General features: G+C 54.3%; 17 protein-coding genes. 12 read left to right on the top strand and 5 right to left on the bottom strand.

What is annotated here, in order from left to right:
- Positions 1 to 34: 34 nt before the first annotated feature.
- From VN12_RS02415 to ribD, 5 genes are all read left to right on the top strand, one after another.
- A complete protein-coding gene (locus tag VN12_RS02415) occupies positions 35 to 796 on the top strand; it encodes a hypothetical protein (RefSeq protein ID WP_146675340.1) in 762 nt (253 codons plus the stop codon).
- 136 nt (positions 797 to 932) lie between these two features.
- Complete coding sequence (locus VN12_RS02410; protein WP_146675339.1) at positions 933 to 1,532, top strand: hypothetical protein; 600 nt, start codon at positions 933 to 935, stop codon at positions 1,530 to 1,532.
- Between the two features lie 49 nt (positions 1,533 to 1,581).
- Positions 1,582 to 2,634 carry a BPSS1187 family protein gene (locus VN12_RS02405; protein WP_146675338.1) on the top strand — a complete coding sequence of 351 codons (1,053 nt, stop codon included), beginning with the start codon at positions 1,582 to 1,584 and terminating at the stop codon, positions 2,632 to 2,634.
- A 51-nt stretch (positions 2,635 to 2,685) separates the two neighbouring features.
- A complete protein-coding gene (aroF, locus tag VN12_RS02400) occupies positions 2,686 to 3,702 on the top strand; it encodes a 3-deoxy-7-phosphoheptulonate synthase (protein ID WP_146675337.1) in 1,017 nt (338 codons plus the stop codon).
- Positions 3,703 to 3,789: 87 nt separating this feature from the next.
- On the top strand, positions 3,790 to 4,932 hold the full coding sequence (gene ribD / locus VN12_RS02395) for a bifunctional diaminohydroxyphosphoribosylaminopyrimidine deaminase/5-amino-6-(5-phosphoribosylamino)uracil reductase RibD (protein ID WP_168164162.1): 1,143 nt from the start codon (positions 3,790 to 3,792) through the stop codon (positions 4,930 to 4,932).
- A gap of 26 nt (positions 4,933 to 4,958) precedes the next feature.
- On the opposite strand, the gene VN12_RS02390 is transcribed toward ribD, so the two are convergent.
- The gene (locus VN12_RS02390; protein WP_146675335.1) at positions 4,959 to 5,693 is read right to left on the bottom strand and encodes a methyltransferase family protein; all 735 of its coding nucleotides are present in this window, start codon (positions 5,691 to 5,693) and stop codon (positions 4,959 to 4,961) included.
- Positions 5,694 to 6,129: 436 nt separating this feature from the next.
- Between VN12_RS02390 and VN12_RS02385 the strand changes: the two genes are divergently transcribed.
- On the top strand, positions 6,130 to 7,005 hold the full coding sequence (locus tag VN12_RS02385; protein WP_168164161.1) for a phosphatase PAP2 family protein: 876 nt from the start codon (positions 6,130 to 6,132) through the stop codon (positions 7,003 to 7,005).
- Between the two features lie 291 nt (positions 7,006 to 7,296).
- A complete protein-coding gene (locus tag VN12_RS02380; protein ID WP_146675333.1) occupies positions 7,297 to 8,661 on the top strand; it encodes a sigma-54-dependent transcriptional regulator in 1,365 nt (454 codons plus the stop codon).
- 113 nt (positions 8,662 to 8,774) lie between these two features.
- On the opposite strand, the gene VN12_RS02375 is transcribed toward VN12_RS02380, so the two are convergent.
- Positions 8,775 to 8,984 carry a hypothetical protein gene (locus tag VN12_RS02375; RefSeq protein ID WP_146675332.1) on the bottom strand — a complete coding sequence of 70 codons (210 nt, stop codon included), beginning with the start codon at positions 8,982 to 8,984 and terminating at the stop codon, positions 8,775 to 8,777.
- A gap of 433 nt (positions 8,985 to 9,417) precedes the next feature.
- Here VN12_RS02375 and VN12_RS02370 point away from each other — a divergent pair, with 433 nt between their 5' ends.
- From VN12_RS02370 to VN12_RS02355, 4 genes are all read left to right on the top strand, one after another.
- Entirely contained in the window at positions 9,418 to 10,767 is a 1,350-nt protein-coding gene (locus tag VN12_RS02370; protein WP_146675331.1) for a two-component system sensor histidine kinase NtrB, read from the top strand.
- Positions 10,768 to 11,122: 355 nt separating this feature from the next.
- The gene (locus VN12_RS02365) at positions 11,123 to 12,442 is read left to right on the top strand and encodes an efflux RND transporter periplasmic adaptor subunit (RefSeq protein ID WP_205855169.1); all 1,320 of its coding nucleotides are present in this window, start codon (positions 11,123 to 11,125) and stop codon (positions 12,440 to 12,442) included.
- Positions 12,443 to 12,454: 12 nt separating this feature from the next.
- Positions 12,455 to 15,907 carry an efflux RND transporter permease subunit gene (locus VN12_RS02360; protein ID WP_146675330.1) on the top strand — a complete coding sequence of 1,151 codons (3,453 nt, stop codon included), beginning with the start codon at positions 12,455 to 12,457 and terminating at the stop codon, positions 15,905 to 15,907.
- Positions 15,867 to 17,546 carry a TolC family protein gene (locus tag VN12_RS02355; RefSeq protein ID WP_240491295.1) on the top strand — a complete coding sequence of 560 codons (1,680 nt, stop codon included), beginning with the start codon at positions 15,867 to 15,869 and terminating at the stop codon, positions 17,544 to 17,546. The genes VN12_RS02360 and VN12_RS02355 overlap by 41 nt, the downstream gene beginning before the upstream one ends.
- A gap of 44 nt (positions 17,547 to 17,590) precedes the next feature.
- On the opposite strand, the gene hrpB is transcribed toward VN12_RS02355, so the two are convergent.
- The 3 genes from hrpB to mnmG are packed head-to-tail and all read right to left on the bottom strand — an operon-like array spanning position 17,591 to position 23,324.
- Positions 17,591 to 20,134, bottom strand: coding sequence for an ATP-dependent helicase HrpB (gene hrpB, locus VN12_RS02350; protein WP_146675328.1), 2,544 nt, complete (start codon positions 20,132 to 20,134; stop codon positions 17,591 to 17,593).
- Positions 20,135 to 20,143: 9 nt separating this feature from the next.
- A complete protein-coding gene (locus VN12_RS02345) occupies positions 20,144 to 21,433 on the bottom strand; it encodes an NAD(P)/FAD-dependent oxidoreductase (RefSeq protein WP_146675327.1) in 1,290 nt (429 codons plus the stop codon).
- A 10-nt stretch (positions 21,434 to 21,443) separates the two neighbouring features.
- Positions 21,444 to 23,324, bottom strand: coding sequence for a tRNA uridine-5-carboxymethylaminomethyl(34) synthesis enzyme MnmG (mnmG, locus tag VN12_RS02340; protein WP_146675326.1), 1,881 nt, complete (start codon positions 23,322 to 23,324; stop codon positions 21,444 to 21,446).
- A 113-nt stretch (positions 23,325 to 23,437) separates the two neighbouring features.
- On the opposite strand from mnmG, the gene VN12_RS02335 reads away from it, so the two are divergent.
- On the top strand, positions 23,438 to 24,988 hold the full coding sequence (locus VN12_RS02335) for a PQQ-binding-like beta-propeller repeat protein (protein ID WP_240491294.1): 1,551 nt from the start codon (positions 23,438 to 23,440) through the stop codon (positions 24,986 to 24,988).
- Positions 24,989 to 25,025 lie beyond the last annotated feature (37 nt).

Below are 25,025 nucleotides of genomic sequence, written 5' to 3'. Positions count from 1 at the left end.
TGTAGCGACTCACTTCTATGAGGATCCATGCGCTATGAGCCGAAAGAAATCACCCCCAGCACCACCTCATGTAGATGTCCCGCCGCGCAAGCCTTGGACGCTCGGCATACTTATTGTGGCTGCCGGTTCGTTCAGTACTTGGTATTGGTATAAGCCTCTTCCCCCGGATGCAGGCCAAGCGGCTTACTCGAACTGGGATCACACACCCTCTCCAGATGTATGGGATGAAGCCGAGTTGGTCAGGCCAGCGCTGGATGTCGACACGACCTTGCAGGGAACAGGTAACACCTTATCCAATGCGTCGGGTGAATTAATCCCGTCGGCGAGGAACGGACTTCTGCCCGTCCCTTCCTACAAAAAGAACTTGGGCGAACTGGCGGCAACGGAACCAATTCCATCTCTTCCCACGATCGCTCCGATCGGAGGGGATTTGAGTCGCGACCTCTCTCGTCCTCCTGAACCGTGGGTCAGCGGAAAAGAAAATCGATCGGGAACCGGAATGCTAACGTCTTCCCCCCAACCCAGCCGTGGGACATCGCAGGCCGGCCAATGGCCAGACCATGCGTATGAACCCCCGCGTCTGGACATGCGAGAAGAAAGAGGAGCTGGGATTCCCTCGTTATTGAGCTCCACTATTCCGACCGAGCCCGCTTCGATTCGCACCCGAGAGGAGTCCGAAAGGCGAGGGGGACCCGAGACCCATTCCTCGCGCAGCGGAACCCTTTCGGTCGAAGCGATACGAGAGGAAGCAGCCCGCAAACCGATGTTCATTCGGCAACCAAAACGGGAAGAATAAAGGGGGGGAGACCGCAATAGTCCGTCTCGATGCGGAACAAGCATTCGGATGAAACCGAGCGCAAAAAATGGTGTATGATTTGCAAATCGTCCCTCTTTCTCGATCACTTTTCGCCTTGAAAGCCCGTGAGAAACCAATGAGTTCAAACCCCTACGCTGTGCAATCCACCGAATACATGACCGGCCCGACTGTCGGGGATGCCGAGAGCGTGCGCCGAATGTATCTGAATCATGAAGCCTCCGTGAAATCGATCGGGACCTTGTACTACTTAGGTGGCTTCTTTGGTTTGTTGGCTGGCGTTCTCTATCTGGGGATAGGATTCGTTGCACTCACCGGCGGATTGTCAGGACAGCAAGCTGGCGAAAATGAACGGATGATCTTCGCTGTCACCATGTGGGTGTTCAGTCTCTTCGTACTCACGCTGACGGGTGTGCAACTGTGGACCGCCTATGGATTGCGAAGGCTACGTCCTTACAGCCGGATCGCAGCAAGCGTGATCGCGGGAATTGGATTGCTCGGCTTTCCGCTTGGAACCCTGATCGGTGGATACGTCCTCTACCTAATGCTTTCCGCCAAAGGGGAGTTTGTTTTCTCGCCCCAATACCGAGCCGTGATCGAACAAACGCCGCATATCAAATACAAGTCATCGATCATTGTCCGCATTCTCGTAGGTATACTGATCTTCTTCTTGCTGTTAGGCTTGTTTGGAGCCGTCCTGTCGCTTATCGGGCGATAAGGAACAGAGCCACAAAATAGTCGCATCTCACTTGTAAAGGTTAAGTTGAATGTCCAATCGGTTCCTCTCCGATCAGGTCTTGCTCTTGAGCCGGACGTCAAGCTTGATGGTGTGCGCGTTGCGTGCTACGGGATTTGTTGGAGCTTTCGTAGCGCTCTGCGCGGTCTCGTTCGGTCAAGAGTCGTTGGCTTTTGACAATCCACAGGAAGGAAAGCTGTATCAATGGAAAGTTCGGTCGAGCGAGGTCGACCCGGAGGCGAAAGCCCATCCGGAAATCGATCACTTCTTTGAAAAGGATGGGAAGCCAGCCGATTTCGAGAATGCATCGGTCGACACACGTGTGAAGCCGACCGGCAAATTGGTGATTTGGTTGATGGGCTACAATGCTCCGTTGTTTGAGCGTCTCAATAGTTATGGTCATCACGCGATCCAAGTTCATTACGCCAATGGCTGGTTCAAACGACTCAATCGTGAACCGCCGCCCGATGACAAATACCTGGGTCGGATTCGCTTGGAAGCCGCCATCGGCGAGGATGTGAGCGAAACGGTATCGATTCCGAAACCCGATAGCATTATGGGGCGGACGCGATCTATGCTGCGATGGTTGGATCAAAAGAATCCCGAGGGGAAGTGGGGATACTTCTTGGATAAATCCACGGGGGATGTTCGTTGGGATCGAGTGATCCTCGCGGGAGCTTCCCACGGATCGACGACCGCGTGTCGATTTGCTCTTCATCAAAAGGTAAACCGAGTCGTCATGCTCTCCGGGCCAAGAGACCAAAATGAGAATTGGTACGCGCTCCCATCCGCGACTCCCAAGGATCGTTTCTTTGGGTTCACTCACGTCTTGGACACAGGTTGGACAGGAAATCACTATCCGAGATCTTGGAAAATGTTAGGCTTGGATGCATTCGGACCGATCACGGATGTCGATCAGGTTCCCCCGCCTTTCGGAGGATCGCACCAACTGGTCACCAACGCGGATGTCAAAGGGGACAAAGATCGTGCTCACGGGGTTTCCGCACCAGGAAAATCTGCGATCAAGAACCCGGATGGCACCTTCGCCCATGAAGCGGTCTGGCGTTATTTGTTTGTCGAGTAACCTTCGCTTCACCCCTTTTCTGCAACACGTTTTTAGCAAGTCAGGTCTCAAATGATTGTCGTAATGGAGAACTCGTGCACGGATGAGCAAATCGAAAGAATTGCCAACCGCGTCACGGAACTCGGGATGAAGTCTCATGTGATTCGAGGGACGGAACGCACCGTCATCGCAGCGGTTGGCGATGAACGGAAGATTAAAGTCGAGTCGTTTGAGAGTTATCCTGGTGTTTCGGAAGTCCTCCCAATTCTGGCTCCTTACAAGATGGCATCAAAGGAAGTTCGTCCTGAGATGTCGCAAATCCAGGTCCTTGATTTCAAGGCAGGGAGAGGAGCAGTTGGCGCAATCGGGGGGCCTTGCTCCGTCGAAAGCGAAGAGCAGATTATGGCCTGCGCACGCGCTGTGAAGGCAGCGGGCGCAACGGGGCTTCGAGGGGGCGCATTCAAACCGCGCACCAGCCCATATTCCTTCCAAGGGATGAAGGAAGAAGGTCTGAAGCTCCTCGCCTTGGCCCGGCAAGAAACGGGATTGGCGATCTTCACCGAAGTCATGAGCACGGAAGATGTCGACCTCGTTGCCAAGTACGCCGATGTGCTGCAAATCGGGGCTCGCAACATGCAGAACTATCGTCTGCTTGAAGCGGTCGGTCGGTCAGGCCGCGCCGTTCTCCTCAAACGAGGGCCCAGCGCGTCGATGGAAGAATGGCTCCTCGCGGCGGAGTACATTCTCAATGAAGGAAACCCCAATGTCATGCTCTGTGAACGGGGAATCCGAACGTTTGAAACGCACACGCGATTCACGCTGCCCTTGGCGACCATTCCTTACCTCCACCGGAAAACGCACTTGCCTGTGATCATGGACCCATCCCATGGTACGGGACACTCCTACATGGTTACCGACATGGCGGTCGCCTGCGTAGCAGCCGGGGCGGATGGACTCATTGTCGAGATGCATCCGAATCCGGAGAAAGCCATGAGCGATGGGTACCAATCCCTCGATTTCCCCCAGTTCGAAGACATGATGCAACGCTGCCGAGTCGTTGCGAATGCTTTGGGCAAACAGTTTGGTTAAACGGTTAGCCGGCGGGCGATTGAATGCCATCATGCGCCGGCCAACGTTTTTGCTTTTCGCGCTGGGACGCAATCCATGGATGCATCGGTGACAGTCGGATCCCATCGGGTTGCGTCAGGCGACGAGGCGGATCGCTATTGGATGGGGCTCGCTATCGAGTTAGCGAAGAAGGGGCGAGGGTTCGTCGAGCCAAACCCGATGGTTGGCTGCATCGCCGTCGCGAATGGGCATGCCATTGCGCAGGGATTTCATCAGAGGTATGGTGGCCATCATGCTGAAGTCGAAGCCTTAGCGGGGCTAGGTCCTGCAGATCTCCGAGAGGCAACCGTTTATGTCACCTTGGAACCATGCAGCCACTTTGGAAAGACGCCCCCCTGCGCCCCCTTTGTGCTGGAACGACGTCCTAAGCGAGTGGTCGTCGCCATGCCCGATCCCTTCCCCGCCGTATCCGGGCGCGGTATCGCCTTGCTTCGTGAAGCCGGCATAGAAGTGGATGTGGGAGTCCATCGCTCCGAAGCCGAACAACTCAATGCACCCTATCTCAAGCTGCTGCATTTTAAAAGGCCCTGGGTGACCGCCAAATGGGCCATGAGCCTCGATGGTGCGATCGCGACGAAGTCCGGCGACTCGAAATGGATATCGAGCGATCGGTCGCGCGAGCGCGTACACCAAACGCGCGCGAAAATGGACGCCATGATAACGGGCATTGGAACCGTGCTGGCCGATAACCCAATGCTGACGGCGCGACCTAAGCAATACAACGGTCCGGTTCGAAACCCGATTCGCGTTGTCCTCGATCGAAATCTTCGCATACCACTCGAATGCCAGTTGGTGGCATCTGCGAATGAACATCCAACCATCGTTGTCACCCTCCAGCGTTCCTCTTCTCGAAAAATCGAAACTCTGCGATCAACGGGAGTGGACGTCCTCGTGCTAGAAGAAGGGGAGACTCGGAGCACCTTGGAGTTTGCCCTGGATCACCTGGGGACCCATCGTTGCACCCATGCAATGCTCGAGTGCGGTCCCGCACTGATGGGGCATGCGATGGACCGAAATTGTGTCGACGAAATCGAGTGCTTTGTCGCGCCGATTGTTTTAGGCGGAAATTCCATTCGACCTGTGGGCGGCAGCGGTATTGAGAAGTTGTGCGATGCCCAGCATTGGGTTTTGTCCTCCTCCACCCCTTTTGGCGATGATATCCTGCTCACCTATCGCCTCGCGAATTCCTGACAATCATTCCCGTTGCGTCTGAGACTCTATCGTCCTGCGACGTCGAGCCAAGTTGTATGACGCTTCAAAAGGCGCAGCGCTACATATTGCGATACCCCGACTGCCGCGATCGCAATCCAGATGGGCTCCATAACAAATCGATGCTCAATCACGAGATGCTCAGCGATTTCGACAATAACGAAACCGATACAAATCTGCCCCAATGCGGTGTATTCGCGTTTCAACACGTTTCGAAGCGAAAAGGGCAACGCAGGACGTTGCCAGCCCCAGAGGCGAGGAAGGAATGCGGGGGTTCGCGACGCCCAGTCCCGGTATCGCGCTCCGAATTGCTCCGTTAAAAATGCCTCCTCCGCAATCATTATCCGCTCGTAATAAACCGTGAACGCGAGGATATAGAGAATGGGTAACCACCAAATAAGCGGCAGCATCATGGGCCCCAGGCCAATCAGGAAGTTGCCAAGATAGAGTGGATGCCTCACCACCGAATAGATTCCGGTGGTATTGAGTTGCCAAGCCGATTGCTGTGTGGTGTTGCGGCCCGAAGTCCCTCGAGGAGTATGTCCTATCGTGATGATTCGCACCGCCAAACCTGATAGCGATACGAGCATACAAACGGCTTCGGCGACTTCATGGTAAGCGTGACTTCCCAACGGCCAAGCCATATTCATGACGGCGATCGTCAGCGGAATCATCATGATGACAGGAAGATAACTCCGCCAGCGAAAGAGAAAGTTGCCTTGTTCCTTAAGAAGCTCATTCATCCTGAATTCCCAACCTTTCAAACACTCTGTGGATCCTAGATCGACGATGCAACATAGCGATGAAGATGCTGCTTGGTCAATCGCATGCGAGGGGGACGAAAAAGAATTAACATACGACCAATCTGTAAGCGAATAATTGCATGGTGTGCAAGAAAATGCAGAGGTCCGGAGAAGTTCGATTTCCGATAACCTTCCCCTTGCATCGTGGACCGTCTCACGACTATCGTCGCGTCTTTACTGCTGGTTAGAAAGATTGGCAATTGGGCCAGACGGTCACTCGCACTTCATGAACCCCTCCTGTTGTCTGTCCCCTCTCCGATCTGTTGCGAGTGTCTTGATTTCACTATTGTTTTTGACGGGATGTAGAGCTCCACTCCCGTTTCAACCCAGCGGCCGAGAAACACAGGGAGTCGCGCGCGGAAATGAATTGAATCGCGTGAGTGCCGAGTTTCAGACACATCGCGGCGAGCGTTTGCCTGTCCAAAGAGTCGCTTTGATCTCCTCTGTATCTCTGGTGCACCCGTGGGAGTGGAGAGAGGACTTTGAGGAGGGTTGGCTGGAGCGGGAAGTGGAGGGGACTTCGAGCCCGACTCCTTCAGAGTCCCTTTGGGTGCGGCTTTGGAGCGATCAAAAGAATTTTTATTCGCCCGAGTCTCTAACACTGCTGGGGAGCGGATTTGTAGTGGGTGGGGCGATGGCGAATACATCGATGGACGAAGGAATCCAGCGGCATTTTCAAAGCAGCGTTCGCGGGGCGACGTCCGACGAGTGGTTTGAGTCACTCCATGCAAGCAAGGAGCTTGGGAATGGTATGGTGACGCTTCCTGTCTTTGCATCGGCATGGGGGCTCGGTGAGGTGTTTCCCAACAACGCGATGGCAGCATGGGGAGGTCGCTGGGGAGAACGATCGTTACGAGGATTTGCGGTTGGGGCGGCTCCCTTGGTTGCGTTGCAACAGATTACAGGTGGATCGAGGCCAACCGAAAGTGTGGAAAACTCGGAGTGGCATCCCTTTCACGACAACAACGGCGTCAGTGGTCACTCGTTCATGGGTTCACTCCCATTTATCACCGCGGCGAAATTGACCGATAATCCAGCTTACAAAACACTCTTCTATGCAGGTTCGGCCATCGAACCGCTTTCGCGAGTGAACGACAACGCGCATTATCCATCGCAAGTCGCTTTAGGGTGGTGGGTAGCCTACCTGGCGGCGAGTGCCATCGACGCAACCGATAACCCCAATGCTCGATGGAAGTTCTCGCCGCTCATCACGAGGGAAGGTTCAGGGGTCCAAGCTGAAATCCGTTTCTGACCCCTTATTTCCCCGCTGCAGGATGCAGAAATCAGCATGCACGTGCAATTCCTTGCAGTGCCGCCCGGTTAGAATGGGGCAACTGAAAAAATCGGAATCACTTGGACGGGGCGCAGACTCAGGAATCTCCTGCGTTTTCTCCTAGTGCGTGCAAAGAAACAGTGGCCGGCGCGCACCCGATTCGATTGGTACGAGTTATGCGATAGAGTTTCGTTTTGTCGATGAACCTCGCGAACAGCGGCGGGTGAGGAAATGCAGAGCGAAACAAGCCTGGAAAAGGTTGGGACGAGGATGGAACGAGCGGGACGATTCGGCGTATTGATTGTGGATGATGAACCGAACATCCGTTCAGGGTTCGCCAAGGGGTTAGCGACGGAAGCCGACGTGGTGGACACAGCAGGGAGCGCGATCGAGGCACTGGAGAAATTCCAAACGCACGAACATGCTCTCGTGATCGTCGACGTCCGGCTGAACTGTGAGATGACAGGGCTCGAGCTGCTCCGAAAAATCATTCATTTGCGACCGCAGACGGCTGTCATTGTGATCACTGCCCACGGAACGGTCGAAACCGCAGTGGACGCCATGCGATCGGGGGCTTTCGACTTCATTCTGAAGCCCGTCGATTTGAATTTGGTTCGTCAGCAAGTCCGCAAAGCGCGATTGCACTTTGAACTCCTTACCGAGAACGCGCTGCTGCGCCACCAATTGGCGGAGTCGGGCGAAATATCTCGAATCGTCGCGGGTGGGGCGGCCATGGAGGAGGTTTTTCGACAGATTCGTCAGGTTGCGGCAACCGAAGCGACGGTCATGATCCATGGTGAAAGTGGAACAGGCAAGGAGCTTATCGCGCGTGCGCTCCATGATCTCAGCGATCGAAGCAACGGTCCTTTCATCGCTGTGAATCTCGGAGCACTCCCTGAAACACTTCTGGAGAGTGAGTTGTTCGGCCATGAAAAAGGGGCCTTCAGCGGGGCCATCCGTCAAAAACCGGGCTGTTTCGAGCAAGCGATCGGGGGGACTTTGTTTCTCGACGAAGTCACCGAGATGTCACCGAAGAGTCAAGTCGATTTGCTCCGCGTGCTGGAGACAGGGGAGTTCAATCGCATTGGCGGTGAGAACCGGTTGCAGTCCGACGCGCGCATCATCTCTGCTACCAATCGCTCCGTACAAGACCTCATCGATGACGGAACGTTTCGCGAGGATCTCTTTTATCGATTGAATATCATTCCGATCGAAGTCCCTCCGTTGCGACAGCGACGAGAAGACATCCCACTGCTCGTGCAACATTTTCTCGAGCATTTCTGCAGCCGTCACAGGAAGGATCTCAAGACGATCTCCTCCGAGGCCATGCAGATCCTCACGTCGTCCCCGTGGCCAGGGAACGTGCGCCAACTTCGCAACGTGATCGAACGGATGGTCATCGTCGGTGCCGGCAACGTGATCGATGTACCGGACTTGCCCTCCGACTTGCGCAAAGCCTCTCGTCCTAATCCCACGCAACCCACGTCGCTCGCGGAAGCATTGGATGAATGCGAAAAGGTCACGATCCAAGCCGCTTTGGAAGCATGCCAAATGCACCGCGAGCATACCGCGAAGCTGCTAGGTGTCAGCGTTCGCACGTTGCATTACAAGATGAGCCGACATGGTATGCACTAAAAGATGCTACCATGCCTGTCGCTACTGTTGATAGCGCTGCCGTTCTCAGCGCTACCATTCTCAGCGTTGCCGTCTTCAATACTACCATGCACAACCAGGGTTTCGGTTCCGCACTAGCCTTCTCGAAGCTCGTGTCCCATCTGACGCTGCGCGTCGAGCTTGATTCTCAGGTTTTCACATTCTTCTTCGCTGCACTGCAATGGACCTGCCGTGGTATCCTGCCGTGCACTTTGGCTTCGCAAAGTAACGCTTGGTTGCGTCCATTCCGAACCTAGCATTGCGGTTAAAAAGGAAATTAGGATCGAAGCGCGAAACTTAAACATATTGCTCTCCCTGTTCATCGAATAAATCGTACCGACCGTCCCGCCGACCATCCATTCTGAAGACCGACGGGCAAGTCGAACTCAAATCGAATCGCCTATTCCGATCTCCGTGGGATTTGTACTGAGAAGCAGGTGGCGTGCCACATGGAGTAGAAACAGGAAGAACGTCAGGAACTCGCTCCTTCGCTGGAAATTGCAATCGCGCGGGACATGCCACCAGCGCAAGAAAGGTACCTGTCGTCCTCTGGCGACGCCGTGTCTGCAACGAACGACTGCAGGTTCTGCAATCGTTTTCCTATAGCTCCCCTTGAAATTTGTATGGGCCCGAGCAGCTTGCTGTCCGTACAGGTATGATTCGTCGGGCCCACGGATCGCCCCGTGGGATCCGCTTCGCAACTATTCCCTCATTCCCCGACCAGCCTTTTGACTGCTTATGTTTGAGACCAACAGCAGCCGGAGCGTTAAAGCGTTTGCGTTTGTGCTCGGGCTTTTAAGCTTGTTTGCGCTGATCGTCACCGCTTGGGTGCTCCTCAATGTTCGACATGAGCAAGCGATTGTGGCTCGACTCGTCAGTCATTTGCAAGGAAGCGATCTCGAGGTGGCAGGGGAATTATCCAGTGAACTTGGATTACAACGAAGCCTTTCCTTTCTCTTGGTCTTGAATGTCATCGCGGCCGGAATCGCCTTTTCCTTGGTCCTCCGCGGTTATTTCAGCAGCGAACGCAATCTTCAAGACGTAAAGGTTTTGTCAACGGATATCTTGGCCAGTATGGATGCGGGAGTCATGACCACGGACATGGAGGGACGCATCACTAGCTTGAATATTCGCGGTGAGGAATTGCTGGGAAGCAGCTACACGGGGCTCATCCAGACGATTGAAGGACTCGGTTCGGAACACGCCTTGCTAGCATCCATCTGCCGTGAGCTTCTTGAACATCATCAACCCATTCGAGACCGAGACTATCAGATCCTTCGCCAAGGCCATCGAAAAACGTACCGGGCCGGCTGTACAATCCTTCGCAACCGACAAAAGGAGGAAGTTGGGATGGTGATCCACGTGCGCGATGTCACGGAAAAGGCATTTATGGAAGAGCGATTGAGGCGAATGGAACGCTATGTCGGTCTCGGTTCCTTGGCAGCCGGTCTCCAGCACGAAATCAAGAATCCCCTCAACGCCCTTTCACTTCATATTCAACTCCTTTGCGAGTCTCTGCCTCAAGAATTTCGAACGGCGGATATCAACGAGACCCTCGAAATTTTGAATACGGAGGTGAAGCGAATTAGCGAGGTGCTCGACGGATTCCGAAACTACGCATCCATCGACGAAATTCGTCACGCGCCTGTCGATGTCGCTAATCTGATTGAAAAGCTAATCCGTCTTCTGCGCCCCGATGCGGAGAACAAGAAGGTCACGATCGAATTTCAATGCGATGAGAATTCCACGACACAGATCATCGCAGATGGTGCAAAGCTGGAACAGGTTTTGCTGAATCTAGCCTTGAACGCCGTGGCGGCGATGCCCGATGGGGGGACCCTCCGATTCCATCTAGCCTGCGACTTGGAAATGTTGGAAATCCAAATTAGCGACACTGGAAACGGAATCCCCCCTGAGATCCGAAACCAGATCTTCAATCCCTATTTCACCACGCGCAAGGACGGTATCGGAATGGGGCTCGCCATCTGTGAAAAGATCGTTCGACAGCACGACGGTCGAATCGATTTTCAAACCGAAACGACCGGCACGACTTTCACCATCCAACTTCCCGTGGACCAAGGTCACTAAGATCGCTTGCCCTGCCATTGTTTGCACGGGAAGTGCAATTCTTTGCATGAGCCTTGAAGGTTTTTTTCGATGTTCACGGGATTTGTCAAAAAAGAGGATGAATTCATCGACTGCGATGCTTGGGAGACCGAAACGAATGGCATCCCGAAATGGCAAGAATTGCAGGGAATAACAGCAATTCATCGCGATGGATCCATCTGGCGTCGCGATGCAAATCGAGCTGCGAGCCCTGGGAGCCTGCTATTGGTCCGAAGGTTGCATACCAGAGTTTGCATCACCTGCAGACCGGGGTGTCTCCAGTATTCCATCGACTCGCTGGTCCCGCTGCACCTAGAAAACCAATCGCTCCGTTACCATGCGACGATCCTTGAAACGTCTCCTGCTTCTGTTCCTTGTCTTCATTGCACTCCCCGGCTGCGACGCGGTTAAAAACCAGCTCGCTGGCGATTCCGGTCGCCACGCGAAACAAGGTGAACATCGAGACGACGATGACGATGATGACGACGATGACGATGATGACGATGATGACGACGATGACGACGACGACGATCATGAACACCCTTCGAAGGGGCATGCTTCGGCGACTGGGGGGGCATCGGAACACGGCCCTTCTTCCCACGGGGCAGCCGGGCACGGGGCAGCGGAACACGGGGAGGCCGCGCATGGTCATCACACCCACAAAATCGTAGCGACCACTTCAGTATCGCGCGATGTTGTTAGCACGCAATCCTATGTCTGCCAGATCCACTCGTGCCGACATATCGAAGTTCGAGCGTTGGAGCGTGGCTATCTCGAGGAGATCTTCATCCGAGAGGGGCAACAGGTTCAACAGGGAGATGTGCTCTTTCGGATCCTCCCTCCTGTGTTCCAGGCGAAGTTGGAAACAGATATTGCGGAAGCCAAGCTGGTGCAGATCGAATTCGACAACGCCAAACGGCTTTTCGAGCAGAAGGTGGTATCGGCTCAAGAAGTCGCGTTGGCGGAGGCCAAGCTTGCGAAGGCTCAAGCTCAAGTGAAGCTGGCACAAGCCGAGTTGAACTTCACGATCATCCGTGCGTCGTTTCCAGGGATCGTCGATCGCTTGAGAAACCAGCAAGGTAGTTTGGTATCCGAAGGGGACGTTCTTACTACCCTTTCCGACAACAGCACCATGTGGGTCTACTTCAACGTCCCTGAAGCACGCTATTTGGAATACCGCGCGCAAGTTGCTCAGCACGATCCTGAAATGTCCGTCGAGCTCGTGTTGGCAAATCACTCCAAATTCAATCAGCCAGGAAAAATTGGAGCTATCGAGGCGGACTTCAATAACGAGACCGGGAACATCGCGTTTCGGGCGGACTTTCCCAATCCAGAAGGACTTTTGCGTCACGGCCAAACGGGGAATGTTCTTATCCATCGCCAATTGCTCAATGCGACGGTGATCCCTCAGCGTGCGACCTTTGAAATTCTCGCGAATCGCTATGTCTATGTGATCGACGAAAACAACGTCGTCCAGCAAAAGCAAATTACGATCAAAACCGAATTGGAAGATATCTTCGTCATCGAGAGTGGGATCGACAGCGGGACGAAGATCGTTCTCGAAGGGGTTCGAGATGTGAAGGTCGGGGACAAGGTGGAATACGAGCTCCGCGACCCCAGCGAAGTGCTTCGTAACCTCAAGAACAGAGCAGAATAGGAGAGAGCGAACATGTTTGTACGATTTCTCCACCGCCCTGCGTTGGCTATTGTTATTTCTCTGCTCATCCTGTTTATGGGCGGACTTTCCATCCAATCGCTACCGATTTCACAATTCCCATCGGTAGCACCACCTAGCGTCGTCGTATCCGTTTCCTATCCTGGTGCCAGCGCCAACGTGCTGGTTGACTCGGTGATGGTGATCCTGGAACAAGCCATCAATGGTGTCCAGGACATGCGTTACATGATCGGTGACGCGACGAGTGCAGGGGAGGGGACGATTCAGGTCATCTTTGAACCGGGCACCGATCCCAACGTCGCCGTCTTGAATGTGAACAATCGGATTCAAGCGGTTCGTAACAATTTGCCACCCATCGTCGACCGCGAAGGCATCATCGTCATGCAAAACATGTCGAGTATGCTCATGTATGTCAACGTTTACAGTACCGAGCCCGGTGTCGATCAAAACTTTCTCTATAACTACGCGACCGTCAACATTCTGCCCGAGATCAAACGGATTCAAGGGGTGGGCCGTGCGAGCATCTTAGGTAACCGTGCCTACGCCATGCGCGTGGAATTGAACTTAGATCGTATGCGGGCCTATAGCCTGTCGTCGGATGACGTCATGAAGGCCATCGCAGAGCAGAGTATGATCGGCTCACCCGGCCGGCTTGGACAAGCCACGGGTCGAACTTCGCAAACTGTTGAATACGTTCTGACATGGGTTGGCCGGTACAACAAGCCGGAGCAATACGAGAACATCATCTTGCGTGCCAATCCAAATGGAGAGATCGTTCGGATCAAAGATGTCGCCACCGTTTCGCTGGGGTCATCATTCTACGATTTGTACTCGGATATCGATGGGCATCCTTCGGCGGCGATTGTGCTGAAACAGACACCAGGCTCTAACGCAACTGTCGTTATTGAAAAGGTAAAGGAGCGGCTCGAGCAAATCAAAAAGGATTCGTTCCCACCTGGTATGGACTTTGAAGTCAGCTATGACGTTTCAAAATTCCTTGAGGCATCGATCGAAAAAGTTCTTCACACCTTGGTCGAAGCCTTTATTCTCGTGTCGCTGGTAGTGTTCCTCTTCTTAGGTGACTTCCGAAGCACGCTGATTCCTACCCTTGCGGTTCCCGTCTCCTTGATCGGTACCTTCTTCTTTCTGCTGATGTTCGGGATGTCCATTAATCTCATCACGCTCTTCGCCTTGGTGCTAGCGATCGGGGTCGTGGTGGATGATGCGATCGTGGTCGTCGAGGCGGTCCACGCAAAGATGCATGAGAAGCATCTTTCTCCCTACGCTGCCACTAAAGAGGTTGTTCATGAAATCAGCGGCGCCATTATTGCGATCACGTTGGTCATGACCGCCGTTTTTATTCCAGTCACCTTCATGACAGGCCCGGTCGGAGTCTTCTATCGGCAGTTCGGTTTGACCATGGCGATGTCGATCGTGCTCTCGGGGGTCGTAGCGTTGACGCTGACGCCTGTGTTGTGCGCAATCATTCTCAAGCCGCATGGACATGGGGATGCCCCCAAGGGACTTATCCCTCGATTCTTCGTCTACATGGATAAGCTCCTGGGCGGTATAGGTGGAACAGCTGGATTCGTCGCCCGCTGGATCTGGATCCTGCTCTTGAGTGCGGCATGTGGTTACGGCATGGTCCGATTCCTTAGTCTGGAGTCGATCATCCATGCGACGCATGACATGTTTATGCTCACACCTATCCGAATCCAATTGATTGGGATCGCGACCACAATCTGGATGATGTTGACGATTCGATCTGTTATGTCACGCGGACGCCCCGCTGAGAAAATTGCTCTCGGTCCGATGGCCATCTTCATCGCGGGAATCAATCAGATCATCGAAGGCATCACCAATGCCTATGCTGCGATTCTCCGGAGAATCGTCACGTTTCGGACCTTGACCATGCTGGTGATCACCGCCTTTTCCATAGGTATTTATATGGTGAATCATGTTCTTCCATCCGGGTTCATCCCGCTGGAGGATCAAGGCATCATTTATGGGGTGATCCAAACGCCTCCCGGCTCGACCTTGGAGTACACCAATTCCAAAGCGAGGGAACTACAAGCAATCTGCGAAGAGTTGGATGAAATCTCGTCGGTCTCCTCGCTTGCAGGCTATGAAGTGCTCACGGAAGGTCGTGGATCGAACGCGGGTACGTGTATTATCAACTTGAAGTCGTGGGCGGACCGAAAGAGAACTTCGAAACAGATCATTGAGGCTTTGGAGGAAAAAGGACGAGAGATTTCTAATATCAAATTGGAGTTCTTCGAACCACCGGCCGTTCCAGGGTTTGGTGCAGCGGGGGGATTTGCCTTGAATCTGCTCGATAAGACGAATTCGGGAGACTATGAAGCTCTCGGGGGGGTCACCGACAAATTCATGGCGGCCCTCGCGAAGAGAAAGGAATTAAAAGGTCTCTTTACCTTCTTCGCAGGAAACTATCCCCAGTACGAGATCATCATCGACAATGATATCGCGATGCAAAAAGGGGTATCGATCGGGGAGGCAATGAATAACCTGTCGATCGTGATCGGCAGCACGTGGGAGCAAGGATTCGTTCGCTTCGGCCAATTCTACAAGGTGTATGTGCAAGCGGCGCCAGAGTTTCGACGCTACCCCGAAGACTTCGCAAACATGTTTGTGAAGAACGACCAAGGGGAAATGGTTCCCTACTCGGCCTTTATGCGACTGAAAAAGAAGCAAGGCCTCAATGAAATCAGTCGATACAACCTTTATCCGTCGGCACCGATTCAAGGTTCTCCGGCGGCCGGCTACAGTAGCGGGCAAGCTATTGCTGCCATTCGAGAAGTCGCGGCGGAAACCCTTCCTCGCGGTTACGCAATCGACTGGCAAGGCTTGTCCTACGATGAAGCCAAGAGCGGAAACACAGCGGTGTACATATTTATCATCGTTGTGGTCTTCGTGTACATGGTTTTGGTGGGGCAATACGAGAGCTTTATCCTCCCATTGGCGGTCATTGTTTCCCTACCTGTTGGGATCTTCGGCTCGTTCTTGTTTTTGCAAGCGATGGGACTGGCGAATGATGTCTATTGCCAAATTGGATTGGTGATGTTGGTAGGTTTGCTAGGTAAGAATGCAATCTTGATTATCGAGTTTGCGATCCAGCGAAACCGAGAAGGAGTTCCTATCAAGGACGCCGCCATCGAAGGGGGGAAACTTCGCTTTCGCCCTATCTTGATGACGTCGTTCGCATTCATCGCAGGGTTGGTACCTCTGGTGAGGGCGACCGGCCCGGGTGCAATTGGAAACCGAACCATCGGTACCACCGCGGTGGGGGGAATGCTTTTAGGTACGGTCATCGGAGTCCTTGTGATTCCGGGACTTTATTACCTCTTCGCTAAGATGGCGGAGGGGCGGAAGTTAATCAAGGATGAACATGATGAGCCGTTATTCGAAATCTTGGAACGGACGAATTAAGCGAAACGCCTTCGCTGCATTGATTGCGGGAACGACATTGATTCCCGGGTGCAAGATTCCCGAAATCTGCCGGCCCGAATCGATGCGTCCCCTGCCACAGACCTTCGACCGCAATAACGATCCAGCTCAAGGAATGGTGAGCGATCAAAACTCCGCATGCTTGGGTTGGCGGGAATTTTTCAATGACCCCACCCTGCATCAATTGATCGCCGATTCGCTCGCGGGCAACCAAGAGCTTAAGATTCTCGCTCAGGACATCCGCATCGCCAACAATGAATATCGAGCCAGGCGAGGCCTGCTGTTCCCCTTTGCTTCGATCGGAACCTCCGCTGGCATCGAGAAATCAAGCCGCTTCACACGCGACGGTGCTGTGGAGGACCAGCTCCAAGCAGCCCCTGGGAAAGGTTTTCCCGAGCCTCTCCCCAATTTCTTGATTGCCGCCGATGTTACTTGGGAGATCGACATCTGGCGCAGGCTGCGCAATGCCCGCGATGCTCAGGCCCTGCGATTCCTGGGAACGCAAGCCGGGCGAAACTATGTGGTCACTCGCGTCGTGGCGGAAGTTGCCGAAAACTACTACGAATTGCTCGCTCTCGACAATCGACTCGAAACACTCGATCGAACGATCGCCATCCAACAACAAAGCTTGGATACCGCCAAAGCCCTGAAGGATGCGGCGCGAGGTACAGAGCTTGCCGTCCAACGCTTTCAGGCGGAAGTGCAAAAGAATCAAAGCGAGAAGCTGATCATCCAACAGGAGATCACGGAGACGGAGAATAGAATCAATTACTTGGCTGGTCGGTTCCCGCAAAAGATCGATCGCCCCAGTGTTGAATTCCTTTCCCTCTACCTGCCTGCGATCGGAGTCGGATTTCCATCTCAGCAACTGCTCAACCGATCGGATATCCGTCAGGCAGAAAGGGAAGTCGCTGCCTCGGGGCTCGATGTCCGCGTTGCCCGCGCTCAATTCTTCCCCTCACTCATCCTATCGGCGGGTGTGGGTTACGAAGCGTTCAACACCAAGTATCTCTTCTCAAGTCCCGAATCGCTGATCTACAACGCAGCCGGTGGACTTGTCGCCCCTCTCATCAACCGCTCCGCGATCAAAGCAGACTATCTCAATGCGAACGCTCGCCAGTTGCAAGCGGTCTACGAGTACCAACAGACCGTTCTCAATGCCCACATCGAAGTCATTAATCAACTCTCCTTGGTCGAGAACTATACGCGAAGCCTCGAGGTCAAGACCCAGCAACTGCAGTCGTTGGAATCGTCGGTCGACAATGCAACCAAACTCTTCCAGAATGCACGGGGGGAATACATCGAAGTCCTGCTGGCTCAGCGGGACATGATGGAAACGCGATTGGTATTGATCAATACAAAGCAGAAGCAACTCGGAGCGGTTATCAAAGCCTATCAGGCGCTCGGGGGTGGTGGTCGTCCCGGAGACTTCGTCGTCGACGAACTGGAATCGTTGGAGGATCCAATGATCGATACCGACACAACGCAAACCACGGAATCGGTTCCAATCCAGATCCACTCGGCACCTGGCAAACAAGCCTTCGGTCGATCGGAGCCAGCTCCCATTGCGATGGTCCAAGAAGCCCAGTCCGCAACGTTTGATATCCCAGCAAACCGTTAGCCAAAATGCCAAAAGTGGGGATCAGACCAGGGCCTGTCTGAAGACTATTTCCTGCCAGGCTCTGCGTTAGCCGGATCATCAGGCCACGAGTGTTTCGGGTATCGACGTTTAAGCTCCTTCTTGACTTCGGGGTAACCATTTGCCCAAAACGAAGCGAGGTCATCGGTGATCTGTTGGGGACGCATCGCAGGGGAGAGTAGATGTAGCAATAGCGGCACTCTTCCTCTCGCGATGCGGGGTGTTGCTCGCCAGGAAAAGACCTCCTGAATTTTCACTGCCAACACCGGCGGCTTGCCCTGTTCGTACTCGATCTTGATTTGGCTCCCACTGGGAACTTGGATTCGCGCTGGCGCCTCTCTCTCGATCGCCTGCAATTGCTCGGGTGTGAGTTTGGCACGCAGCCAGTCCAGCCAAGGCGCATTCCGGATTTCCGACAGCGATCTTCTACCATCGCAAAGCTCTTCCGCTACCTCCTCGAGTAGAGGCAACCCGATCTCAGGTAATTCCAACTCAGGCATCCACTCCCGCAGACATCGTACGCGTTCAATGAATCCGCAAAGACTCTCGTCATCCTTCGGGTAGGCCTGATCCCAATACTGACGTACCCCTTGCATCAAGATCGCTTTGGCTTTCGCGTTATCAGAAATGGCAGTCGGCGTTTCTTGCAGGACCAAATCCAACCAACGCGTCTGCTTGCGTGCAACGACCTGTTTCTGGCTTGGGTGAAAGAAGCACTCTTCGGATGTCACCAGTTTGTCCAGAATCCAGTCGACCTCGACGCCGCTCGCCTGTCGAACGATCGCGTCGCTTCCCTTCCCACCATCCATTTCAATGCACAGGAAAAACTCGGGTTCTAAGACCCCGCTCTGCGGATGCAGTGATACACCCTTTCCCCCTACCATCAATCCGTTGCTTTTACCCGCTTGCCTGCGGCGAGCCAAACGATCGGGGAAGCCCGCCAAGAGTGACTGCAGAATCGCCTCGGGTGCAGTGTTTTGATCGCAGTCATGCGCTCGATCTCTTTCCAGGAGAGATCTTGTTTGCGTCGAGATCTGTTCGGCTGCGCTGGCGATCGTTCTCAGTGCGCTAAAGTTGAGCTCGCCAAAAGGTGATTCAAATGGCTGCCGATGGAGAGCACTTTCTAGAATCAGCAATCGCTCCATACAGTCGCTGAACCACTTGGACGTATGTTTGGTGTGAATCGAAGGCGACCGGTCCCGCTGCTCGCGGCGATCGAAAGGATCGCGTTCCGCGAGCATCGCAGCGAGCAACGCGCTGCGTGACAAACAACCTCGCTCAGCCGCATCGAGCACCATCCTCGCCAATCGTGGATGGATCGGCAGTTGGGACATCTGGATTCCGATGGGCGTGATTTTGCCATGAGATATCGCTCCAAGACATTCCAATAGCTTTTTGGCCGCAGCCCAAGCATCCTCCCTGGGCTTTTCGAGCCACGGAAAGTCCTCCGACTCCCCCTCACCCCATGCGTACAATTGCAACGCGGCCGAACAGAGGTCTAACCGGCGAATCTCTGGTTCCAAATGCGCAGCTTTAGCGCGGTCGGCCGCTTCCGACCACAGACGGATACACGTCCCCGGAGCGACGCGACCTGCGCGACCGGCTCGTTGCGTCGCCGACGCTTGACTGATGCTCTCCAAACAAAGACGGTCCAAGCCTACATCCGGAGTGAATCGCATCACTCGGGCTTGCCCGCTGTCGACTACGACCCGAACCCCTTCGATGGTGAGCGATGTTTCAGCAATGTTGGTCGCGAGCACCACTTTGCGGCGAGGCCCGGTTTGCACGACGCGAGACTGCTCTTCCAGCGTCATCGCACCGTAGAGGGGCAGCACATCACAATCGCGCGCCACAGAGGTCCTGTTCAGTTCCTCGGCGGCGCGATGTATTTCGCCAGCTCCCGGCAGGAAAGCGAGGATATCACCTTCGTACTGCTGGACGGAGTCGCTGACAACCCGAACTAGATGATCGACCATACGGTCCCTTGGGTTCATCGGCTTGTAAAGATTCCGAACCGGAAAGGTCCTGCTCTCAATTCGAATGATCGGAATCTCGCCCAGCGATTCTCGGATGAGATCGATGTCCAAGGTAGCAGACATGATGACGATCCGCAGATCCTCCCGCACTGTATCTTGGACGCGACGAAGCATTCCTAGTAGTAGATCGGCATCGAGTGAACGTTCGTGAAACTCATCGAGCAGAACTATGGAGACGTCTTCCAACGCAGGATCGGATTGAAGACGCCTCAGGAGTATCCCTTCGGTTGCCACAATCAGTTGGGTATTGCGGCTGATTTGGTGATCGAATCGAACTTGATACCCAATCCTCTCACCGATCGTAGACGCACTCTCTTGCGCGATTCGTTCGGCAACCGAACGGGCTGCCAATCGACGCGGTTGCAGCAGATAGATCCGCCCACTAGTTCCCGATTGAGAAATCATCTCGAGAAGCGATGGCGCAACTCGCGTCGTTTTCCCCGAACCCGGAGGAGCTTCGACCACGACGATTGGATGGCCGCGCACGGCGTCGAGGATCTCATGCAGATAGGAATCGATCGGTAGTGGTTGCATAGCAAATAGTTAGAGGGCAAGTATCTTGGTTGCCGCTCGCAGACCGCTTTGCACAGCACCTTCGATGCTACCGCTTACGCAGTAATCTCCACATCGATAAATCCCATCCGAGACGAGCGGATCCGGAGTCTCATCTATCGCTTCGCGGGTCTGATTCGGCAGCGCGTAGGGGATACGGTAGGTTCGGAGATGCCGCCACGTCGCCACCGACGATCCAAACCAATCGGTGAGTTGTTCTCGTACCGATGTTTCCAGCGGCATGTCGAATTCTTCCGCGTTGCCGATCGTGTTCACACTGACCAGCGACAGGCCTTTCGGTGCATAGGATGGCTGCGCGAAACTTACAAAGGACAAATGATTCACAGGACCAACGCCGTCGCCGTTGAGCAGCAACATGGAATCGTGCAACGGAGGTCTCTCGACCGCATAGTAAAGGGTGCATGTCGAACGGGGAGGGAAGTGGCACGAGGATTGTAGCCCGAGCAGTCGATCGGCAGCGGGTTGCTCTACTGCAACGAGAACAGCATCCCCCTCTAGCTTCGTACCATCGCAAAGTGTGACGCGTCCCTTTTCAACATGCTGCACCGTCGTGTTCGTGTGCAGGGAACCGGAGGGGAGGTCTTGCGCGATCGACTCAGGAATGGCACCCATTCCCTGTTGCGGTAATGCAGCAAATCCCAATGAAAATGTCCTGAATACGAAGTCCATCCTATCGGACGAAACCGCCAATTCGGGCTCCAAGAATATCCCGCCGAAGAAAGGTTTGAAAAAGCTATGGATGATTCGATCGGAGAAGCCCAATTGGCGCAACCGATCCCTCGCTGGGACCCTCGCGTCATGGCTGATGTCGAGATTCGACTGGTTTTGCATCAAGCTTCTGTACCGGAGCATCTGCAGTTTGTCCCGCAGTCCACCGATCGGCGCCAACGCGGTGGAGATGCAATCCCGTACGATCGCCCCCATCGAGCAACGAAGTGGATCGCCGACACGATACCGCTTGCCTCCCAGCTGAATCCATGCTCCAGCGGGTAAACATCGCAATCTTAAACTCGACAGGTCCAACTCCTGTCCGGCTGTTTCGTAAGCGGTCAAGTAGACTTGGAAGCCATGGTCTAGAAGGAATCCGTCTATCGCATCGGTTTGGATTCGGCCGCCAATCCTATCGCGAGCTTCGAGGATACTCACGCGCCAACCTGCACGATGCAATTTCCTCGCCGCGGTCAAACCGGCAATCCCAGCGCCGATGACGATTGCATGTTTGCCGTGCGATGAGTCCCCAGTCGATTCCTTCGGATTCATGATGCAATACTCAAGCGTCCGTCGGAAAAGATTCCGCGTTGCTATTCGCACGCCCGCGGAGTTTGGGGTTTTCAATGTAAGCCAACACCAAACTGATATCCGCGGGGGTGATTCCGCTGATCCGACTCGCCTGGTCGAGGTTGATCGGGCGAATCCGACATAGCTTTTGTCTCGCTTCCGCTCTCAAGCTGATTATTGCTTCGTAGTTGAAGTCCACGGGGATCGCTTTATCCGCCATCCGGTTTTGACGTTCGACCTGCACTTGCTGGCGAGCGATGTATCCGGAGTACTTGATGTCATTCTCGACTTGCTCGGCAATTTCTTTCGAGAAGTCCCCCAGGGTTTCTGGAAACTGCTCGACCATGTCGGACCAAGTCACCTCGGGACGTCGCAAGTACTTATCGCCAGGAACGTCTCCGATCCGGAGGCTGCGCACAGCTTCATTCGCACGCTGAATGTCCGCGAGCTTTTTCTGATAAACGGTGTAGCGCATTTCGTCGACCAAACCGATCTGGTACCCCAACTCCGTCAGTCTTCGATCTGCGTTGTCTTGCCGAAGCATCATCCGATATTCCGCGCGGCTCGTGAACATGCGATAAGGCTCATCGACACCGCAGGTCACCAAATCATCTACCAATACACCCATATAGGCGGCATCTCGAGTGATGGTGAATCCGTCCTTTCCCTGCGTGCGAAGAGCCGCGCTGGCCCCAGCGATCAACCCTTGTGCGGCCGCTTCTTCGTATCCCGTCGTTCCGTTGAGCTGACCCGCGAAGAAAAGACCTTCGACCGCCTTGGTTTCTAGCCAAGGATTGAGCTGATCCGGTGGGCAAAAGTCGTACTCCACCGCGTATCCATATCGCATGATCTGAGCTTTCTCCAAGCCTGGAATCATGCGCAACATTTTGTCTTGAACATCTCGGGGTAGCGACGTTGAGATGCCGTTCACGTAGACTTCGCACGTATTCCTGCCTTCGGGCTCTAGGAATAATTGGTGGCGGTCTCGATCGGCGAATCGCACTACTTTGTCTTCGATGGAGGGACAGTAGCGCGGGCCCGTTGACTGGATCTGCCCCGAATACATCGGCGCTCGATGGAGATTAGCTCGGATGAGCTCATGCACTTCATGGTTGGTGTAAGTAATCCAGCATGGGACCTGGGGTTCAGGGAGGCTTTCTGTCAGATACGAAAAGGGTTGGGGGGATTCATCGCCTGGTTGAATCTCCGTCTTGGAGTAGTCGATGGTGCGGCTGTTCAATCGAGCGGGCGTTCCCGTTTTGAATCGCTCGATCCGGAAACCAAGCGATGCGAGGGTATGACTGATACCCGACGTCGTTCCTTCACCGGCTCGGCCTCCGGGAGTCTTCGCTTCTCCTGTGTGCATTATGGCTTGTAAAAATGTCCCGGTGGTGAGAACGACCGACCGAGCATAATAGAAAGCGTCTCCTCGAACTCGGACACCCAAGATACGTCGGTTGCCGTTTGTACCCGAGGCTGAATCTTCTGTCAGAAGCTCTTCGACCAGTTCCTGTCGCAAATCCAGACCGGACGTCTCCTCAATCACCCGTTTGATTTCGAACTGGTAGGCTTTCTTGTCAGCCTGCGCGCGCGGGGAGTGCATCGCCGGACCCTTGCGACTGTTCAGCAATCGGAACTGGATGCCGGTCTTATCGATGGCGGATCCCATCAATCCCCCGAGGGCATCGATCTCCCGTACAATCTGTCCTTTAGCCACACCGCCGATGGCAGGGTTGCAACTCATTTGCCCGACGGTGTCCAAATTCCCCGTCAGCAGAACCACGCGTGCTCCGAGGCGTGCAGCCGCCGCAGCTGCCTCGGTTCCGGCATGCCCTGCACCCACAACGATTACATCGTATTCGTAACGATTCATCCCAACTCTCGGTAGAACTTTTTCAACATTCCTGGGTTTTCATAGACTTCTGAATCCGTATCGTACCTCCACTTCCCTGATTTGACGAGGAACAGCTCATGCAGGAAACATTCATGAACACAAAACTTCGGTCAAAAGTCCGAGTCGCCCTCCTTTCGAGCCTCGCCTACCTGGTCATGACCCCTTTCTCGCCAAGCTCGATCGGGGAAGAGCGAGATTGGCCCAATTGGCGCGGACCGCTCGGAAATGGTGCATCCCTCGATGCCACACCTCCTACGTCCTGGGGGCGTGACAAGAACATCGCTTGGAAAACCCCCCTCGATGGCATGGGGAGCTCGACCCCTATCGTTTGGGGGAATCAAATCTTCATTCTCACTGCGATCAGAACCGACAAAACAGAAGTGATTCAAACATCACGCCCTTTTGTGGAACGCGATCTGGAATTCCAAACGGTTGAACCACCCAAACAGCTTCCACCCCGTGCCAACGACGGCAAACCCGCCCAACCATCGAATCCACCCGGGGGTGCTGATCGCCCCGGACCTCCCCGCCCTCGAGTTGCAACCGCCGGGGTTTACGATCCTGAGACGGCAAATACCGAATCTCGACCCAACAACCGCGGCTCCGCCCTTCCAGGAGGAGGACGGCTATCCAAACCTCGTCCGAACAATGTTTATCAATTCTTGGTCTCTTCCTACGACCTCGAATCCGGAAAGAAGCTTTGGCAAACAACCGTGACCGAAGAACTGCCTCATGAAGGTGGGCACGGCACCAACAACTTCGCATCCGCATCACCTGTGACCGACGGAAAGCACTTGTACATATTCTTCGGTTCGCGAGGGATTTTTTGCCTCGATCTGCAAGGAAAAGTGATCTGGAACGCCGATCTGGGTGAACAAGTCACTCGCAATGAATTCGGTGAAGGGGCATCCGCAGCTCTCTATAAAGACTACCTTATCGTTCCCTGGGACCACGAAGCAGACTCGTTCATCGCTGCACTCGATCCAAAGTCCGGCGACTTGAAATGGAAAACGGCGCGTGCGGAACGAACAAACTGGTGCACCCCCATCGTGGTGGAACACCGCGGCGTCGAGCAAGTCATCATGAACGGGAGAACGGTCCGAAGCTACAACCTCCGAGATGGAAGCTTGATCTGGGAATGCGGCGGACAAACAGAAAATCCGATCCCCACCCCGTTTATCCACGAAGGAAAGGTCATTGCGACCACCGGCTTCCGGGGCGCTGCATGCTACGCAATTTCGCTGGACGCAAAGGGTGATGTTTCCCAAAGCAAGGACTTCGTGAAGTGGACCTACCACCAGAACACTCCCTACGTCCCGTCGGCCACGCTCTATAAGGGCCAAGTCTACTTTCTCTCGGAAAACAAAAACATCTTGACCTCGTTGGACGCCTCGACTGGAATGCCTGTGTTCGCCCGTAGCCGGATCAATGGCCTCGATACGATCTATTCCTCGATCGGTGCCGCGGCGGACAAACTCTATGTGACCGGACGAAACGGTACGACGGTGGTGATGAAAGCAGGCGCGGAACCTGAGATCTTGGCGACCAACGAACTCGGCGAAGAAATCGACGCGTCCCCGGTTTTCATCGGCAAACGTTTGCTGCTTCGCAGCGCTGGACACCTTTACTGCATCCAGGAATAACACCCCACACGGTGCTTCGTTCGTTTTCATCGCTCGT

This window comes from Pirellula sp. SH-Sr6A, from assembly GCF_001610875.1.
In the GTDB taxonomy this organism is placed as follows: domain Bacteria; phylum Planctomycetota; class Planctomycetia; order Pirellulales; family Pirellulaceae; genus JBKCUI01.
The sequence above is the reverse complement of the archived record's forward strand: the minus strand, read 5'-3'. Positions and strand labels throughout refer to the sequence as shown.

Excerpts from the sequence above, each read along its gene's own strand:
- VN12_RS02370 (WP_146675331.1), top strand. The coding sequence starts at position 9,418 with ATGTTTGAGACCAACAGCAGCCGGAGCGTTAAAGCGTTTGCGTTTGTG.
- VN12_RS02375 (WP_146675332.1), bottom strand. The coding sequence starts at position 8,984 with ATGTTTAAGTTTCGCGCTTCGATCCTAATTTCCTTTTTAACCGCAATG.
- VN12_RS02345 (WP_146675327.1), bottom strand. The coding sequence starts at position 21,433 with ATGAATCCGAAGGAATCGACTGGGGACTCATCGCACGGCAAACATGCA.
- VN12_RS02415 (WP_146675340.1), top strand. The coding sequence starts at position 35 with ATGAGCCGAAAGAAATCACCCCCAGCACCACCTCATGTAGATGTCCCG.
- VN12_RS02335 (WP_240491294.1), top strand. The coding sequence starts at position 23,438 with ATGAACACAAAACTTCGGTCAAAAGTCCGAGTCGCCCTCCTTTCGAGC.
- VN12_RS02355 (WP_240491295.1), top strand. The coding sequence starts at position 15,867 with ATGATGAGCCGTTATTCGAAATCTTGGAACGGACGAATTAAGCGAAAC.
- VN12_RS02360 (WP_146675330.1), top strand. The coding sequence starts at position 12,455 with ATGTTTGTACGATTTCTCCACCGCCCTGCGTTGGCTATTGTTATTTCT.
- hrpB (WP_146675328.1), bottom strand. The coding sequence starts at position 20,134 with ATGCAACCACTACCGATCGATTCCTATCTGCATGAGATCCTCGACGCC.
- VN12_RS02365 (WP_205855169.1), top strand. The coding sequence starts at position 11,123 with ATGCGACGATCCTTGAAACGTCTCCTGCTTCTGTTCCTTGTCTTCATT.
- mnmG (WP_146675326.1), bottom strand. The coding sequence starts at position 23,324 with ATGAATCGTTACGAATACGATGTAATCGTTGTGGGTGCAGGGCATGCC.
- VN12_RS02410 (WP_146675339.1), top strand. The coding sequence starts at position 933 with ATGAGTTCAAACCCCTACGCTGTGCAATCCACCGAATACATGACCGGC.
- VN12_RS02380 (WP_146675333.1), top strand. The coding sequence starts at position 7,297 with ATGGAACGAGCGGGACGATTCGGCGTATTGATTGTGGATGATGAACCG.
- VN12_RS02405 (WP_146675338.1), top strand. The coding sequence starts at position 1,582 with ATGTCCAATCGGTTCCTCTCCGATCAGGTCTTGCTCTTGAGCCGGACG.
- VN12_RS02390 (WP_146675335.1), bottom strand. The coding sequence starts at position 5,693 with ATGAATGAGCTTCTTAAGGAACAAGGCAACTTTCTCTTTCGCTGGCGG.
- aroF (WP_146675337.1), top strand. The coding sequence starts at position 2,686 with ATGATTGTCGTAATGGAGAACTCGTGCACGGATGAGCAAATCGAAAGA.